Annotated in this window: 11 protein-coding genes and 1 rRNA gene; 9 read left to right on the top strand and 3 right to left on the bottom strand. The window is 61.4% G+C overall.

What is annotated here, in order from left to right; genetic code table 11:
• Nucleotides 1-189: 189 nt before the first annotated feature.
• Nucleotides 190-429 (bottom strand): hypothetical protein, encoded by a 240-nt coding sequence (locus GQB00_RS00065; RefSeq protein WP_111496692.1) that lies wholly within the window; start codon nt 427-429, stop codon nt 190-192.
• Nucleotides 430-526: 97 nt separating this feature from the next.
• Complete coding sequence (smrA, locus tag GQB00_RS00060; RefSeq protein WP_165854820.1) at nt 527-1,108, bottom strand: DNA endonuclease SmrA; 582 nt, start codon at nt 1,106-1,108, stop codon at nt 527-529.
• A 379-nt stretch (nt 1,109-1,487) separates the two neighbouring features.
• Here smrA and GQB00_RS00055 point away from each other — a divergent pair, with 379 nt between their 5' ends.
• The 9 genes from GQB00_RS00055 to GQB00_RS00015 all read left to right on the top strand — a co-directional run bounded on the left by GQB00_RS00055 (nt 1,488) and on the right by GQB00_RS00015 (nt 13,759).
• Nucleotides 1,488-3,398, top strand: coding sequence for a putative nucleotidyltransferase substrate binding domain-containing protein (locus GQB00_RS00055; protein WP_165854819.1), 1,911 nt, complete (start codon nt 1,488-1,490; stop codon nt 3,396-3,398).
• A gap of 6 nt (nt 3,399-3,404) precedes the next feature.
• The gene (locus GQB00_RS00050) at nt 3,405-4,115 is read left to right on the top strand and encodes a PolC-type DNA polymerase III (protein WP_165854818.1); all 711 of its coding nucleotides are present in this window, start codon (nt 3,405-3,407) and stop codon (nt 4,113-4,115) included.
• 222 nt (nt 4,116-4,337) lie between these two features.
• Nucleotides 4,338-4,601 (top strand): DUF4212 domain-containing protein, encoded by a 264-nt coding sequence (locus GQB00_RS00045; RefSeq protein ID WP_111496695.1) that lies wholly within the window; start codon nt 4,338-4,340, stop codon nt 4,599-4,601.
• Nucleotides 4,602-4,606: 5 nt separating this feature from the next.
• Nucleotides 4,607-6,373 carry a sodium:solute symporter family protein gene (locus tag GQB00_RS00040; protein ID WP_111496696.1) on the top strand — a complete coding sequence of 589 codons (1,767 nt, stop codon included), beginning with the start codon at nt 4,607-4,609 and terminating at the stop codon, nt 6,371-6,373.
• An 89-nt stretch (nt 6,374-6,462) separates the two neighbouring features.
• Nucleotides 6,463-6,966 (top strand): hypothetical protein, encoded by a 504-nt coding sequence (locus GQB00_RS00035; protein WP_111496697.1) that lies wholly within the window; start codon nt 6,463-6,465, stop codon nt 6,964-6,966.
• 57 nt (nt 6,967-7,023) lie between these two features.
• Nucleotides 7,024-10,551, top strand: coding sequence for a PAS domain-containing hybrid sensor histidine kinase/response regulator (locus GQB00_RS00030; RefSeq protein ID WP_111496698.1), 3,528 nt, complete (start codon nt 7,024-7,026; stop codon nt 10,549-10,551).
• A gap of 1 nt (nt 10,552) precedes the next feature.
• Nucleotides 10,553-12,187, top strand: a complete 1,635-nt coding sequence (locus GQB00_RS00025; protein ID WP_165854817.1) for a tetratricopeptide repeat-containing response regulator — start codon at nt 10,553-10,555, stop codon at nt 12,185-12,187.
• An 89-nt stretch (nt 12,188-12,276) separates the two neighbouring features.
• Entirely contained in the window at nt 12,277-12,900 is a 624-nt protein-coding gene (locus GQB00_RS00020) for a sensor histidine kinase (protein WP_228276635.1), read from the top strand.
• A gap of 115 nt (nt 12,901-13,015) precedes the next feature.
• Nucleotides 13,016-13,759 (top strand): response regulator, encoded by a 744-nt coding sequence (locus GQB00_RS00015; RefSeq protein ID WP_165854816.1) that lies wholly within the window; start codon nt 13,016-13,018, stop codon nt 13,757-13,759.
• 567 nt (nt 13,760-14,326) lie between these two features.
• Here GQB00_RS00015 and rrf read toward each other — a convergent pair.
• Nucleotides 14,327-14,441, bottom strand: a 5S ribosomal RNA gene (gene rrf, locus GQB00_RS00010).
• Nucleotides 14,442-14,447 lie beyond the last annotated feature (6 nt).

The raw sequence follows: 14,447 nt of genomic DNA, 5'->3' as shown, positions 1-14,447 counted from the left end.
TGTGGCAATTCGATGGCCAATCGGGGCAAAGGCGCGAGCCCCAGGGTAAAGACATTCCCGTAACCGGCCGTCATCGTCAAGTGGGAGGGTATGGGATTTTGAGAAAGCCCAAACAACAACGCCGGGCAAAGCCCGGCGTGTTCATGACAGCCATTATGCGCTGGCTGGAAAGGAGGTCGACAATCCGGGCTATTCGATGACCGGCTCGCCGTTGCTGTCATTCCAGATTTTGCGTTCGCCGGAATCCATCTTGCCGTTGCTATCCCAGAACTCGCGGTCTTCGGAATCATCGATCTTGCCGTTGTCATCCCAGACTTCCCGATTCTGGGTGGCTTCGTCCACCTTGCCGTTATCGTCCCAGATCACACGATCCTTACTGCAGCCGGCAAGCGCCACACCCAGCACGGCAACCCATATCAGCTTACGCATGAAAAAACTCCCAGTTGATTTCACACGGCCCTATTGCAACACAAATCCTGGCGCCACCCCATTACGTGTCGCTCATCATTGCAGTTCTCAGGAATTTCTATTTGAAGCCGTGGCGTTCGCGATTGCGCTGCTTGTCCTTCTCGCCTTTACGCAACATGACGTAGACCGCACCGGTGCCGCCATGATGTTTCTGGGCCGAGTGAAAAGCCATCACCGCGTCCAGCTCCGGCAGCCATTTGGCGAGATAACTCTTGAGCTGGGCAATGCCGTCCGGGTTCCGCTCCCCCTTGCCGTGCAGGATCAAGGCGGTGCGTACGCCGTGGGTCACACACTCGTTGATGAAACTGAACACTTCCAGCCGCGCCTGGTCGACGGTCATGCGATGCAGGTCCAGGCGGGCATCGATCTGGTACTGGCCCAGACGCAACTTTCGATAGACGCCATGCTGGATGCCTGGGCGCTGATACGCAAGCACGTCGTGACTCTTGAGCGGGTCAACGTTGTCGCCAGTCAGTGGATTGCGGTCCTTGGGCGCCTCGTCAACGGCGGCCCGCTGACGTTCCAGGTGGCCGGGAGTCATGGAACGGGAGGCTTGCACGTCGGCGCGGTTGGGTCGCTTGATGCGGCGGACGTCGCTCATTTCCTCCAGGAAGCTGAGCCGTTCGTCTTTTGTGGTCATGGTTCAACCTGATGCTTGCTGTCTCTCACATCCGGACATACGGCAAAGACCCGGACGAAAAGACTGTACCACCAGCCAGGAAAGCAAGGAAGCGGAGGGAAATGGACGGAATGCAGGGCCCAGAACGAAAAAACCCCCGGAGGGGACCGGGGGGAGCATAATTCGGGAAGAAACTTCCCTTAAGCTTTCAGACACCACAGACAGTTATCCCGACGGAGATCAGTCACGAGATAACTGCGCACACCTTAACCATTCCAGGCGCGTTCTGCCGTTGTACATTAGTCTTAAACGGTGTCCGCTTCGCCATGGTGGATGCCGCTTTCATCTACACTGTCAGCACAACGACAACGGAGCCCCAGGCCCACCCGGAAAACGACCCATGGTAGCCGAGACGCCAACCCAGCACCCCCAGAACACCCGCGCGATCATGGCGTTCCTGCGCGAGCACACGCCGTTTGCCAACATGGACGAGGCCCATCTGGCGCACTTCGCCGAACATGCCTCGCTGCGTTTCTTCGCCGACAACGATGTGGTCCTGTCTCCCGACGAAGGGCCGGTCCGGACGTTCAACGTGGTCAAGCAGGGGCTGATCCGCGGCGAACGCAATGGCAAGGACGGCGAGCCCGTCACAACCTTCGAGATCAGCCAGGGGGAATGCTTCCCTCTGGCGGCGCTTATCGGCGAGCGCCCCACCCGGACCCTGCACCGGGCCCACGGTGACACCTTCTGCCTGAGTCTGGATCACGACGCCTTCGTCACCCTGTTTTCGCAAAGCGATCCGTTCCGGGATTTCTGCCTGCGCGGGGTCAGCAGCCTGCTGGACCAGGTCAACCAGCGCATCCAGTCCGGCGCCATGGCGTCGATCAGCCCGACCCATTCGCTGGATACACCGCTGGAACGCTACGCCCTGCGTAACCCCATCGTCTGCTCGCCGGACAGCCCGGTGCGCAAGGCGGTTGCCCGCATGCACGAGAACGACGTGGGCAGCATCGTCGTGACCAACGACGCCCGCCAGCCCGTCGGCATTTTTACCCTGCGGGACCTGCGCACGATGGTGGCTGAGCAGACCGCCACCCTGGAAACCCCGATCCGCCAGGTGATGACGCCGGATCCGCACCGGTTGCTGGTCATCGCCGACGCGTTCCAGGCCGCCATGCTGATGGCCGAACACCACTTTGCCCACCTGTGCCTGGTGGACGAGGAAGATACCCTGGTCGGCGTCGTGTCCCAGCGAGACCTGTTCTCCCTGCAGCGGGTGGATCTGGTCCACCTGGCCCGCACCATCGCCACCGCCACTCACCTGCGCACCCTGGTCAGCCTGCGCGCCCAGGTGTCCCGCCTGGTGGACACCATGCTCGCCCACGGGGCCGATTCCGGGCAGATCGTCAAGATCATCACCACCCTCAACGACGTGACCGTACGACGGGTGCTGGAACTGAACATAGAGCGCAACGATCCCGGCATACCTTTTACCTGGCTGACGTTCGGCAGCGAGGGACGCCAGGAGCAGACGCTACTGACCGACCAGGACAACGGGATCCTGTTCGACCCACCCGACGGCATGACCGCAGACGAGGTTCGCGAACGGCTCCTGCCCTTTGCCGAGACGGTCAACCAGGAGCTGGCCGAATGCGGCTTTACCCTGTGCAAGGGCAACATCATGGCCAGCAATCCGAAGCTGTGCCTGAGTAGCCGAGAATGGGACGACTGGTTTGTCCGGTTCATTGACGCGTCGACACCGCAGAACCTGGTCTACTCCTCGATCTTTCTCGACATGCGCGCGGTGTTCGGCCCTCGCGAGCCGCTGGAGCAGTTGCAGGAGCGGATCGTCAAGCGCATCACCAAGAACGACCTGTTCCAGAAAATGCTGGCCGGCAATGCGGTCACCCGCCGCCCACCGCTGACCATTTTTCGCGGCTTCCGCTACGCCAGCGACGGCGAAAAGAACACCCTGGACCTGAAGCGCCAGGGGCTGGCGCCATTCGTGGAATCAGTGCGGGTCTTCGCGCTGGCCAACGGCATCACCGAGGCCAACACGGTGGAGCGCATGGAGCTACTCGCCCGTCAGGGTGTGTTCGACCGCAAGGACGCCAACGCCTGGAAGGAAGCCTATGGACTAATCCAGGCCATCCGCATGCGGGCCCATCAGGAGCAGGCGCGCCAGGGCCTGGCGCTCAACAACTACATCAACCCCGACGACCTGAACCCGTTGGACCGGCGCATTCTGCGCGAATCCTTCCGCCAGGCCCAACGGCTCCAGCAAAAGCTGGAAGTCACCTATCAGCTGTAGATGCCCATGTTCGATCGCCTGAAACACTGGTTCAGCCAAGTTGCGCTTAAGAAGGACGCCGGGAAGCTGGACCCCGCGCACCTGCCGACGGCCAAGCGTGCCGGTGACACGCCGTTCGGGGAGCAGCGACTGATCGTACTGGACCTGGAAACCACGGGACTCAACACGGGAAAGGACCAGGTCATTGCCATCGGCGCGGTGGCCATCGACGGACTCAGCATTCCCCTGCGTGATCAGTTCGATCTCGTCCTGCGGCGCCCGGAACTCGATATACGGGAAACGGTGCTGATTCACGGCATCGGCCCGGAGGCGCTGACCCGCGGCCACGAGACCGAGGAAGCCCTGCTGCGCCTGCTGCTGTGGATGGACGGCGATCCCGTGCTCGCCTTCCACGCCGACTTCGACCGGCGCTTTCTGGAGCGGACCCTGAAAACCCAGCTCGGCTACGGCGCCAGTCACACCTGGCTCGACGTGGCGGAAATCCTGCCCGCTCTCTTTCCCGGCGCCCTGCCCGACAAGGCGCGGCTCGACGACTGGGTCGACCATTTCGCGCTTGAGGTCAGCGAACGCCACCACGCCGCCGCCGATGCCATGGCCACCGCGGAACTCGCTCTCATTGCCCTGCACTACGCCCGTCGCCAGGGCATCGAATCGCTCGGGCAACTGGAACATAAGCTGCGTGTCGGACGTCGGCTGAAGTCCATGAAATCCCATTGAATTTTGCTATCCGGCGCACGTCGGGCCGAGCAAAACCCACCGTTGAAAAGAGTTTTAAGAACTAATGATTGCGTTCTTAGACTTTTTGCCAATATCTATCAGCCCGGGCAGGGGTAGAGTCTGATATTGGGAAAAATGGAAGAAAATTAATTATAACGTTCCATTCCAAAAAAAGGCCTACCAATTCAACTTGTTCAATAAAAACAACATTGGAGAGCTGCAATGTCGCACAACCCCGAAAACGCAGTGAAATACTGGAAGGCAAACCTCCGGCTCATTGTCGGATGCCTGGTCGTCTGGGCCTTCGTGTCCTACGGCTGCGGGATGCTCTTCCGCCCCCTCCTAGCCGGCATCAGTGTCGGCGGTACTGACCTCGGATTCTGGTTCGCCCAGCAAGGCTCGATCATTACGTTCATTGTCCTGATCTTTTTCTATGCCTGGAGAATGAACGCGCTCGACCGAAAATTCGGCCTGCATGAGGAGTAAGACCGATGAGCCAGTTTGCGATTAACCTATTGTTCGTCGGGGGCTCCTTTGCCCTCTATATTGCCATCGCCATCTGGGCGAAAGCCGGCAGCACCAAGGACTTCTACGTGGCCGGTGGCGGTGTCCATCCGATCACCAACGGTGCGGCGATCGGCGCCGACTGGATGTCCGCGGCATCCTTCATTTCCATGGCGGGCCTGATTGCCGCCGGTGGTTACGCCAACTCCACGTTCCTCATGGGCTGGACCGGCGGTTACGTGTTGCTGGCCATGCTGCTGGCGCCCTACCTGCGCAAGTTCGGCAAGTTCACGGTGCCCGAGTTCATCGGTGACCGCTTCTACAGCAAGAACGCCCGCATGGTGGCGGTGGTCTGCCTGATCGTGGCGTCGGTCACCTACGTTATCGGCCAGATGGCCGGTGCCGGTGTGGCCTTCTCCCGCTTCCTGGAAGTAGACGCCACCATGGGTCTGATCATTGCCGCGGTGGTTGTCTTCGTATACGCCGTATTGGGCGGTATGAAAGGCATCACCTACACACAGGTCGCGCAGTACTGCGTGCTGATCATCGCCTACACCATTCCTGCGATCTTCATCTCACTGGAACTGACCGGCAATCCGATCCCGGCCCTGGGCCTGTTCTCCGATCACAGCGCCTCCGGCATGCCGATCCTGGAGAAACTCAACCAGGTCATCACCGACCTGGGCTTCAATGAGTACACGGCGGATGTGGACAACAAGCTCAACATGGTGCTGTTCACCCTGTCGCTGATGATCGGTACCGCCGGCCTGCCACACGTCATCATCCGCTTCTTCACGGTACCGAAGGTGGCTGATGCGCGCTGGTCCGCAGGCTGGGCCCTGGTGTTTATCGCCCTGCTCTACCTGACCGCACCGGCCGTTGCTTCCATGGCGCGCCTGAACCTGATGAACACCATCTATCCGGAAGGCCCGTCTTCCGAGCCCATCCAGTACGACGATCGTCCCAACTGGGTGAAGGAGTGGGAAGTCACCGGGCTGATCCAGTACACGGACAAGAACAACGACGGCCGTATTCAGCTCTACAATGACGTGCCGGCTTTCCAGAGCGAGGCCCAGGCCCGCGGATGGCAGGGTAACGAGCTGGAGGTCAACCGGGACATCCTGGTGCTGGCCAACCCGGAGATCGCCAACCTGCCCGGCTGGGTCATCGGCCTGATTGCCGCGGGTGGTCTGGCAGCCGCCCTGTCGACGGCGGCGGGGCTGCTGCTGGCGATCTCCTCGGCGGTCAGTCACGACCTCATCAAGGGTGCGTTTAACCCGAACATTTCGGAGAAAGGCGAGCTGCTGGCCGCGCGGATATCCATGTCCGTGGCCATCGTCGTGGCCACGTACCTGGGGGCCAATCCGCCCGGGTTTGCAGCCCAGGTGGTGGCGCTGGCCTTCGGTATTGCCGCTGCGTCGCTGTTCCCCGCCCTGATGATGGGGATCTTCTCCAAGCGGGTGAACAACAAGGGCGCCATCGCCGGCATGCTGACCGGTCTGGCCTTCACCCTGGTCTACATCTTCGTCTACAAGGGCTGGCTGTTCATCCCGGGCACCAACAACCTGGCGGATACGCCGGAGAATTGGGTCCTGGGCATTTCGCCGCTGTCCATCGGTGCGGTGGGTGCCGTCATCAACTTTGTGGTGGCGTTCTCCGTATCCTCGGCAACCGAGGAGCCGCCGGTCGAGATCCAGGAACTGGTCGAAAGCGTGCGTTACCCCCGCGGTGCCGGCGACGCAGTCGACCATTAAGACGAAATGTAGTTCAATGCAGCGTGCTGCATGACGCTAACGAACGGGCTTCCCTTGCGGGGGAAGCCCGTTTTATTTAAGGAATACCGATGTTCTGGAATTTTGTCGCAACCATCTTTGCAGGCCTGGGAGCCGCCGGCCTGGCCTACGGTATCCGCGCGGCCACCCGCAATCGCGCACCGCGCTGGCTGGTGCCGGTGTTCGCCGGAGCGGGCATGCTGGGGTTCCTGGCTCACGGCGAGTACACCTGGTTCGATCACAAAAGCGCGCAACTGCCGGACAGCGCTGTGGTGGTCAACAAACAGTCGGAAAGTGCGATCTGGCGCCCCTGGAGCCTGGTGGTGCCACAAGTGGTCCGGTTTACCGTTCTCGATACAAACAGTATCGTTCGCACGGATCAGAACCCCGACGTGGTGACCTTTTACCTGTACCAGTTCGAAAAGTCCTATACTGATGCGGTAACCGAGCAGGTATATCTGCTCAACTGCGCGTCGCAGGAGCTGGTTCCGGTCAATGACGAAGGCAAGGCGGAAACCCAGTCCCTGATGGAGCTGAGCGACGACGACCGCCTTCTCGGGGCGGCCTGCAGCTGACGCCGAAGCTCCGATCACGATCCATTTTTCCCCCGAATTCCACAGCGAAGTCCGTCTATGCTGAGTGGCTGGTTACTCGTCCTCATTTCATTCTGCTATATCTCCCTGCTGTTCTTTATTGCCTGGGCGGGAGACCGCCATTCCGGACTCTATCGGCGCCGGTTTGCGCGCACCCACATCTATGCCCTGTCACTGGCGGTCTACTTCACCTCATGGACCTTCTACGGCGCCGTGGGCCGGGCCAGCCAGGAAGGTCTGGCCTTCCTGCCGATCTACCTCGGCCCGCTGCTGATCTTCCTGTTCGGTTCCACCCTGCTGCGACGCATCATCTACATCAGTAAACGCAGCAACAGCACGTCGATCGCCGACTTTATCGCCTCCCGCTACGGCAAGTCCCAATCCCTGGCGGCGCTGATCTCAGTCTTCGCACTGGTGGGCAGCGTGCCCTACATTGCGCTGCAGCTAAAAGCCATCGCCATGGGCTTCAACGTGCTGTCGGAGCCGGATGGACTGTATCGACCATCGCTGACTGAAGGCATCTGGAACGACTCGGCCTGGTACATCACGCTGGCGCTGGCCGCGTTCACCGTGCTGTTCGGCACGCGGCACCTGGAGTCCACGGAGCACCACCGGGGCATGATCCAGGCGGTGGCGTTCGAGTCGGTGATCAAACTGGTGGCGTTCGTAGCGGTAGGCCTGTTTGTCGGCTACGGCCTTTATGACGGCTTCGGCGACCTGTTCGGACGTATCCGGGACGCCGACCTCGTGGGACAGCTCACCACGGACGGCATCCAGCCCATTGCCTTCGCGACCCAGACTCTCGTGGCCATGCTGGCCATCATCTGCCTGCCACGACAGTTCCACGTCATGGTGGTGGAGAATACCGATCATCGTGATCTGGATACCGCACGCTGGGCCATGCCCGCCTACCTGGTCATCGCCAGCGCGTTCGTGGTGCCCATCGCGGCGGCCGGGCTGCTCTCGCCCACCGCCTCCAGCACCAACCCGGACGTGATGATCCTGAGCCTGCCCATACTGGCCGGAGAGCAGTGGCTGGCGGTACTCGCGTTCCTGGGGGGCGGCTCCGCGGCCGCGGCGATGGTGATCGTCTGCGCCGTGGCCATTGCCACCATGGTCAGCAACGAGATCATCATGCCCGCCCTGCTCAAGTTCTTTCACCCGCGAATGAGCCGCCGGGGCGATCTGAGTTATCTGCTGCTGGCCATCCGGCGGGTGGCCATCTTCGTGGTCCTGCTGACCGCCTATGGCTTCTACCGCCTGGCGGGCGCCGACTACAGCCTGACCGCGTTCGGACTGCTGTCCTTCGCCGCCGCCGCCCAGTTTGGCCCGGCGCTGGTGGGCGGCATCCTGTGGCGGCGTGGCAACCATACCGGTGCGGTATGGGGCCTTGCGGTGGGTTTCCTGCTGTGGACCTACACCCTGCTGATCCCCACGCTGGCCTCCACCGGCTGGCTGGGCGACTCACTGATCGACAGTGGTTTCATGGGCATGGGCTGGACGCGGCCCACGGCGCTGTTCGGACTGGAACTGGACCAGATCAGCCATGGCATTATCTGGAGTCTCGGCTGCAACACCCTGCTCTATGTCGTGCTGTCGCTGTTCACCCGCCAACGGGTTCGTGAAAAGATCCAGATTGCGTCCTTCTTCCATGATCCCGAGCCCAAGGCCGACAGCCCGCAACAGCAGGTGTGGGAAGGCGAAATCCTGACCTCCGACCTCCAGGCCGTCGCCGATCGCTTCATGGGCGAAGAACGGGCCTTTACCCTGTTCCGCAATTATGAGCGACGCAACGCCACCCGCCTGTCGCCCCAGCGCCCGGCCAGCACCCATCTGATGAAGTACGTGGAGCGCCAGCTTGCATCGGTGATCGGGGCGTCCACGGCACGGGTGGTGCTGGAATCCACGCTGACCGGGCGCGACATGCAGATCGAAGACGTGGTCAGCATTGTCGACGAAGCCTCCCAGGCGATGACCTTCAGCCGCGAACTGCTGCAATCGGCCATCGAGAACATCAGCCTGGGTGTGGCGGTGGTCAATCATCAGCAGCAGCTGGTGGTCTGGAACCAGCGCTACCTGGAGATGTTCAACTATCCGCGCGGCTTCGTTCGCGCCGGACGCCCCTTCGCCGACCTGATCCGCTACAACATGGTCACCAACCTGCCTGCCCGCAAGGTCGATGAGCTGGTGGAATACCGTCTGCACTGCATGCGCGAAGGACTGGCGTTTGGCGACGAGCAGCACCGGCCCGACGGCACGATCCTGCAGATCGAAGGCAGCCCGATTCCCGGCGGCGGCTACGTCACGACGTTTCAGGACATCACGCCCATGCGGCGAACCGAACAGGCCCTGAAAGAGACCAACATCTACCTTGAGCAACGGGTCAAGGAGCGCACCCAGGAACTGCAGGTGCTGAACGAGCAGTTGCTCAACGCCAAGTCAGTCGCCGAGCAGGCCAACGTCAGCAAGACTCGCTTTCTGGCGTCGGCCAGCCATGATCTGCTGCAACCGCTGAATGCCGCCCGGCTTTTCACCTCCGCCCTGGCCGGCAAGGCGTCGGGCACCGAGCTGAAAGATCTGGTCGACCACATCGACAGCTCGCTGGAGGCGGCTGAGGAGATCATCAGCACCCTGCTCGACATCTCCAAGCTGGACGCCGGCGCCCTGGAACCGAAACGGTCGAGCTTCGCGCTCAGCGATATGCTGCGGCACCTGTCAGCGGAATTCTCGGCCATTGCCCAGGAGCAGTCGCTGGCGCTGGAGATGGTGCCCTGCTCCGCCTGGGTGTATTCCGACCCCCAACTGCTGCGGCGAGTGGTGCAGAACTTCCTGTCCAACGCCATTCGCTACACGCCTCAGGGCCGCATCCTGCTCGGGTGCCGCCGACTCAAGGATCATGTGCGCATCGAAGTCTGGGATACCGGTCCGGGCATTCCCGCGGACAAACTCAAGCAGATCTTCGAGGAGTTCCGCCGGCTGCAACAGGCCAGCGACCAGAAAGGTCTGGGCCTGGGCCTGGCGATCGTCGACCGCATCAGTACCATGCTGGAGCACCCGGTCAACGTGCGCTCAAAGCAGGGCCGCGGCAGCATGTTCAGTATCACCGTACCGCGCGTCGATGCGCCGGTCGAAGAGACGCAGCCCAAACCGGGCGCCCGGTCCTCGAGCCGTGGACTGTCCAACCTCAAGGATCTGCAGGTCCTGTGCATCGACAATGATGAGAATATACTGGACGGCATGATCGCCCTGCTCAACAACTGGGGCTGCCGCGTCACGCCGGCACGCAGCCTCGAGGAGGCCCGGGAGGCCCTCAACGGCCACGAACCGGATATCATCCTGGCGGATTACCAACTCGACGACGACAGGAACGGCCTGGATGCCATGAACAGCCTGCGCGATGAGATCAACGATGAGATTCCCGGCATCCTGATCACCGGTTACATGGCCGAGGAGGTACGCAATCGGGCTCTTGAGCTCGGCTACCAGGTGCTCTACAAACCGGTAAAACCGGCCGCCCTGCGCGCCATGGTCAACAAACAGCTGAAGAAAGCCGTCCAGGGACAATGACATGGTTGCCCGCTCCGATTCGAACACAGCCAGTGTCATCGACTACTCGCGGCTACGCGTTCTGGTGGTCGACGACTTCGAGAACTTCCGGCTATCCATGCGGCAGATGCTGCGCAGCATGGGCGTGGGCCATATCGATGCCTGCTCCGACGGCCCGTCTGCGGTTCAGGCCTGCACCTACGAGGCGTTCGACGTCGTCCTGTGCGACTACAATCTGGGGGCTGGCAAGAACGGCCAGCACGTGCTCGAGGAGTTGCGCCACCGCAAGCTGCTGCGGCGTACGTCGCTGTTCATCATGGTGACCGCCGAAACCTCCCGGGAAATGGTCATGGGCGCTCGTGAATACCAGCCCGATGGCTACCTCACCAAGCCCATCAACCAGGCGGCATTGAACCAGCGTCTGGGCGCCTTGCTGCAGCAGCGCGCGGCCCTGAAACCCATCAACCGGGAAATCGACCTTGAGAACTATCCCAAGGCCATTTCACTGTGTACGCGGTTGCTGCCGGAACAGCCGCGCTACCGCACCTGGATCCTGAAAACCCTGTCCGACCTGTATTACCAGGTCGGCGACTACAGCCATGCGCGACGGATTTATGAGGACGTGCTGCAATCCCGGGACATCGCCTGGGCCCAGTTGGGGCTGGGCCGAATCCTGATCGCCGAGCAGCGCTATCCCGAAGCCATCGACACGCTGCAGTCCCTGCTGGAAAAGCAGCCCGATCTTATTGAGGCCTACGACCAGCTAGCCCAGGCACTTAAACTGGGCGGTAAACCGGGCGCCGCCCAGAAGGTTCTTGCGCGAGCAGCGGAGCTTTCACCCAACGCCATCCTGCGTCAGAAGCAACTGGCCAGACTGGCTGCCCAGAACCAGGACCCAGAAAACGCGAGCAGTGCCTGGCGCCGCACCGTCGAACTGGGCGCTCACAGCATTCATGATCATCCGGACCATTACCTGGGGCTCGCTCGATCACTCAGCGATCTGGCCGAAGACGACGACAGTGATTCGGGCCGGAGCCATGCCACTGAAGCGATCAAGACCCTCAAGCTCATCACCAAACGCTTTCCCGACGCCGAGGACGCCCAGGCAACCGGTCGCTGGATCGAGGCCCGGGTACACTGGGGACAGAATCGCCAGGCAGAGGCAGATGCCATCATCTCCGAAGTCGTCGGCACCGAAGTCTCGGGCAGCGTTGATTGCGAACTGGAGCTGGCACGCACCCTGTTTACGCTGGATCGCAAGCAGGAGGCCAAGACTCGACTGTATGCCCTCTCCAGACGTTACGAGGGGGATGCGCAGGTCCAGGCTGAGATTGATGCGCTGCTCGACGAGCCCGTCAGTTTCCGCAAACGCCTGAAAGCCCGCAGGCTGACCCGGCAAGGCATTCGAGCGTTCGAGTCAGGGCAGCTCCGGAAAGCCGCAGAAGCCTTCCGCGAGGCCCTGGAGCTGGTTCCCGATCACATCGCACTGAACCTTAATCTGATTCAGGTTCACCTGAAGGCAATGGACTCGACGCCGGACGCCGCCCGGGTGGCCGAATGCCGTCGCTGTCTGGAGAGGGTGGCCGACCTGCCGGAGAACCATCCCCAGCAACGCCGCTTTCAGGCTCTCAAAAGCAAGGTGGAGTCCCTGCCATGACACAGAGCGTAAAGCCCGAAGTCCCACCTCGGGCCGGGAACGAACACCCCGTCGAATTTTCCATGATTATGGCTTCCGCCGTACATGACATGAAAAACTCGCTGGGAATGCTGCTGCATTCCCTCGACGAGCTGCGCCGCGAACTCCCGGACCAGACCGCTGAATCCCGCATGAACACTCTGCGTTATGAAGCCGAGCGGGTACATGGCGACCTGGTGCAACTGCTGGGTCTCTACCGACTGGATCAGGACTCGCTCTCCGCCCGGCTTGAGGAGCATTACCTGCCCGACTTTATCGAAGCCCAGATAGCTCGCCATAAACCACTGCTTGACGGGCACGGCATCGAGCCAGACATTGCCGTCGGCCCCCTCAGCGGCTATTTCGATGCGGACCTGCTGGCTGGCGTGATCAATGACACGGTCAACAACGCCATACGCTATACCCGCAATCGCATCCGCATCAGCGCGTTCCAGCGGGAAAACATGCTGGTCATCCAGGTGGCCGACGACGGTGCCGGCTATCCCGATGCCATGCTCGACACCACTCGCCAGATCCCCACCAGCATTGATTTCCAGCAGGGTCATACCCGCCTGGGGCTTTTTTTCGCCAGAGAGATCGCGCGCCTTCACCGCAACGGGGATCGCTACGGCTATATTCAACTGAGCAACGGAGGCCCGCTGGGCGGGGGCGTTTTCGAGATCCTGCTCCCCTGAGCCGGCGCCTGCTTGCGTCCTACCGGAAGAGCGGATAACGTTTTTAGAACTCCAGTTCTCGGGCCCATCAGGGGCCCAGCCGTGGTCGGAGCGAATAGACTCGAAGGAGATCTCTATGTCTCGCGGCCAAGCGCTGATTATCGACGATTCCTCCACGGCCCGAATCATCCTCGCCCGACTGCTTGAGAAGGCCGACCTGGTTACCCAGGGAGCCGCCTCTGCCGAGGAAGGTTTCCGGATACTTCAGGATGACGTCTTCGATCTGATATTCCTGGACCATTTGTTGCCGGGGCTGAATGGGTTCGAAGCACTCGCCCGTCTCAAGGCAGACCCGGAGACGGCCGACATTCCAGTCTTTATGTACACCTCCCAGAATGCCGAAAAGTACGTCGAAGAGGCCAAGGCACGCGGCGCGGCCGGCGTTATCAGCAAGCAGGTGGATCGCAAGGCCCTGATGGGGATGATCGACTCCATACTTGCTGGCCAGGAAGCCGAAGCACCGTTGCTGCACGAAGCCATCGAGCATGCCAGAGACACCGCAGACCCGGTGTCCGGACGACGCCTCACCGGCCGTCTTGCCACGCTTGAGATTGCCTACGAGGAACTCCACGAGGAGCTGCGACAGCTGCGCACCAGCCAGGCCACTCACCGCGTTCAGAAAGACGAAGCCAACGATCGACGCTTTCGACGCCTGAGATTGTTATGGCTATTCAGCGCCATCGCCTTTGCAGTGATCCTGCTGTTCTACGCCCTGCAGATGGCCGAGCTGCAACAGGTGGTGGCCAATATGAACGAGCAGTTTGTGTTGATTCAGGAGATTGTGACGGATTTGGCGGGGTTGAGAGGGGAGAGCGAATAGGTGGTAGCGGTTGGGGATTGGGTAGCGTCTTACGCTGCGGGCGATGCCCTGCCCCACCGGGAGGCTGGGCTCGCGCGTCGGCTCCTGTTTGGTATTCGGGGCCTTTACGCCATTTCCGGTGTGACGATGACCTACTGTGCTCACGCCTGTCGGCGTTTGTAGCGCCCCGGGAGGTCCGGGCCGGCAGCGCGGAGCGCTGCGGACGATGACCCGGCCCCCACCGAGACGGTGGGGGCGCGCTTCGCTGGCCGAGCGGTGCTCGTCCTGCCTGACGGCACCGCTGTGCACACCCCGTAGGTCACTTTTGTGAGGCCAATAAAAAACCCCAGCACGTTGCCGTGCTGGGGTTTTGTATTAGGAGCCTTTACACCATTTCCGGCGTGACGATGACCTACTGTGCTCACGCCTGGCGGCGTTCGGCCCTTCGGGCCCGTCGTCGCAAGCTCCGACGTCCTGCGCTCGCCGTTGGCGAGCTTGTCGCATGGGGCCGTTGTAGTGACAGAGACCCACGTATCCCAAATAAAAAAGCCCCGGCAGCTTTCGCTGTCGGGGCTGTTTTATTTAGGAGCCTGACGATGACCTACTCTCGCATGGGCCATGCCACACTACCATCGGCGCAGGTCCGTTTCACTTCTGAGTTCGGGATGGGATCAGGTGGTTCCGGACCGCTATGGTCGTCAGGCAAAAA

This window comes from Marinobacter sp. JSM 1782161 (assembly GCF_011421605.1).
GTDB lineage: Bacteria > Pseudomonadota > Gammaproteobacteria > Pseudomonadales > Oleiphilaceae > Marinobacter_A > Marinobacter_A bohaiensis.
This window is presented reverse-complemented; position numbering and strand designations above follow the sequence as displayed.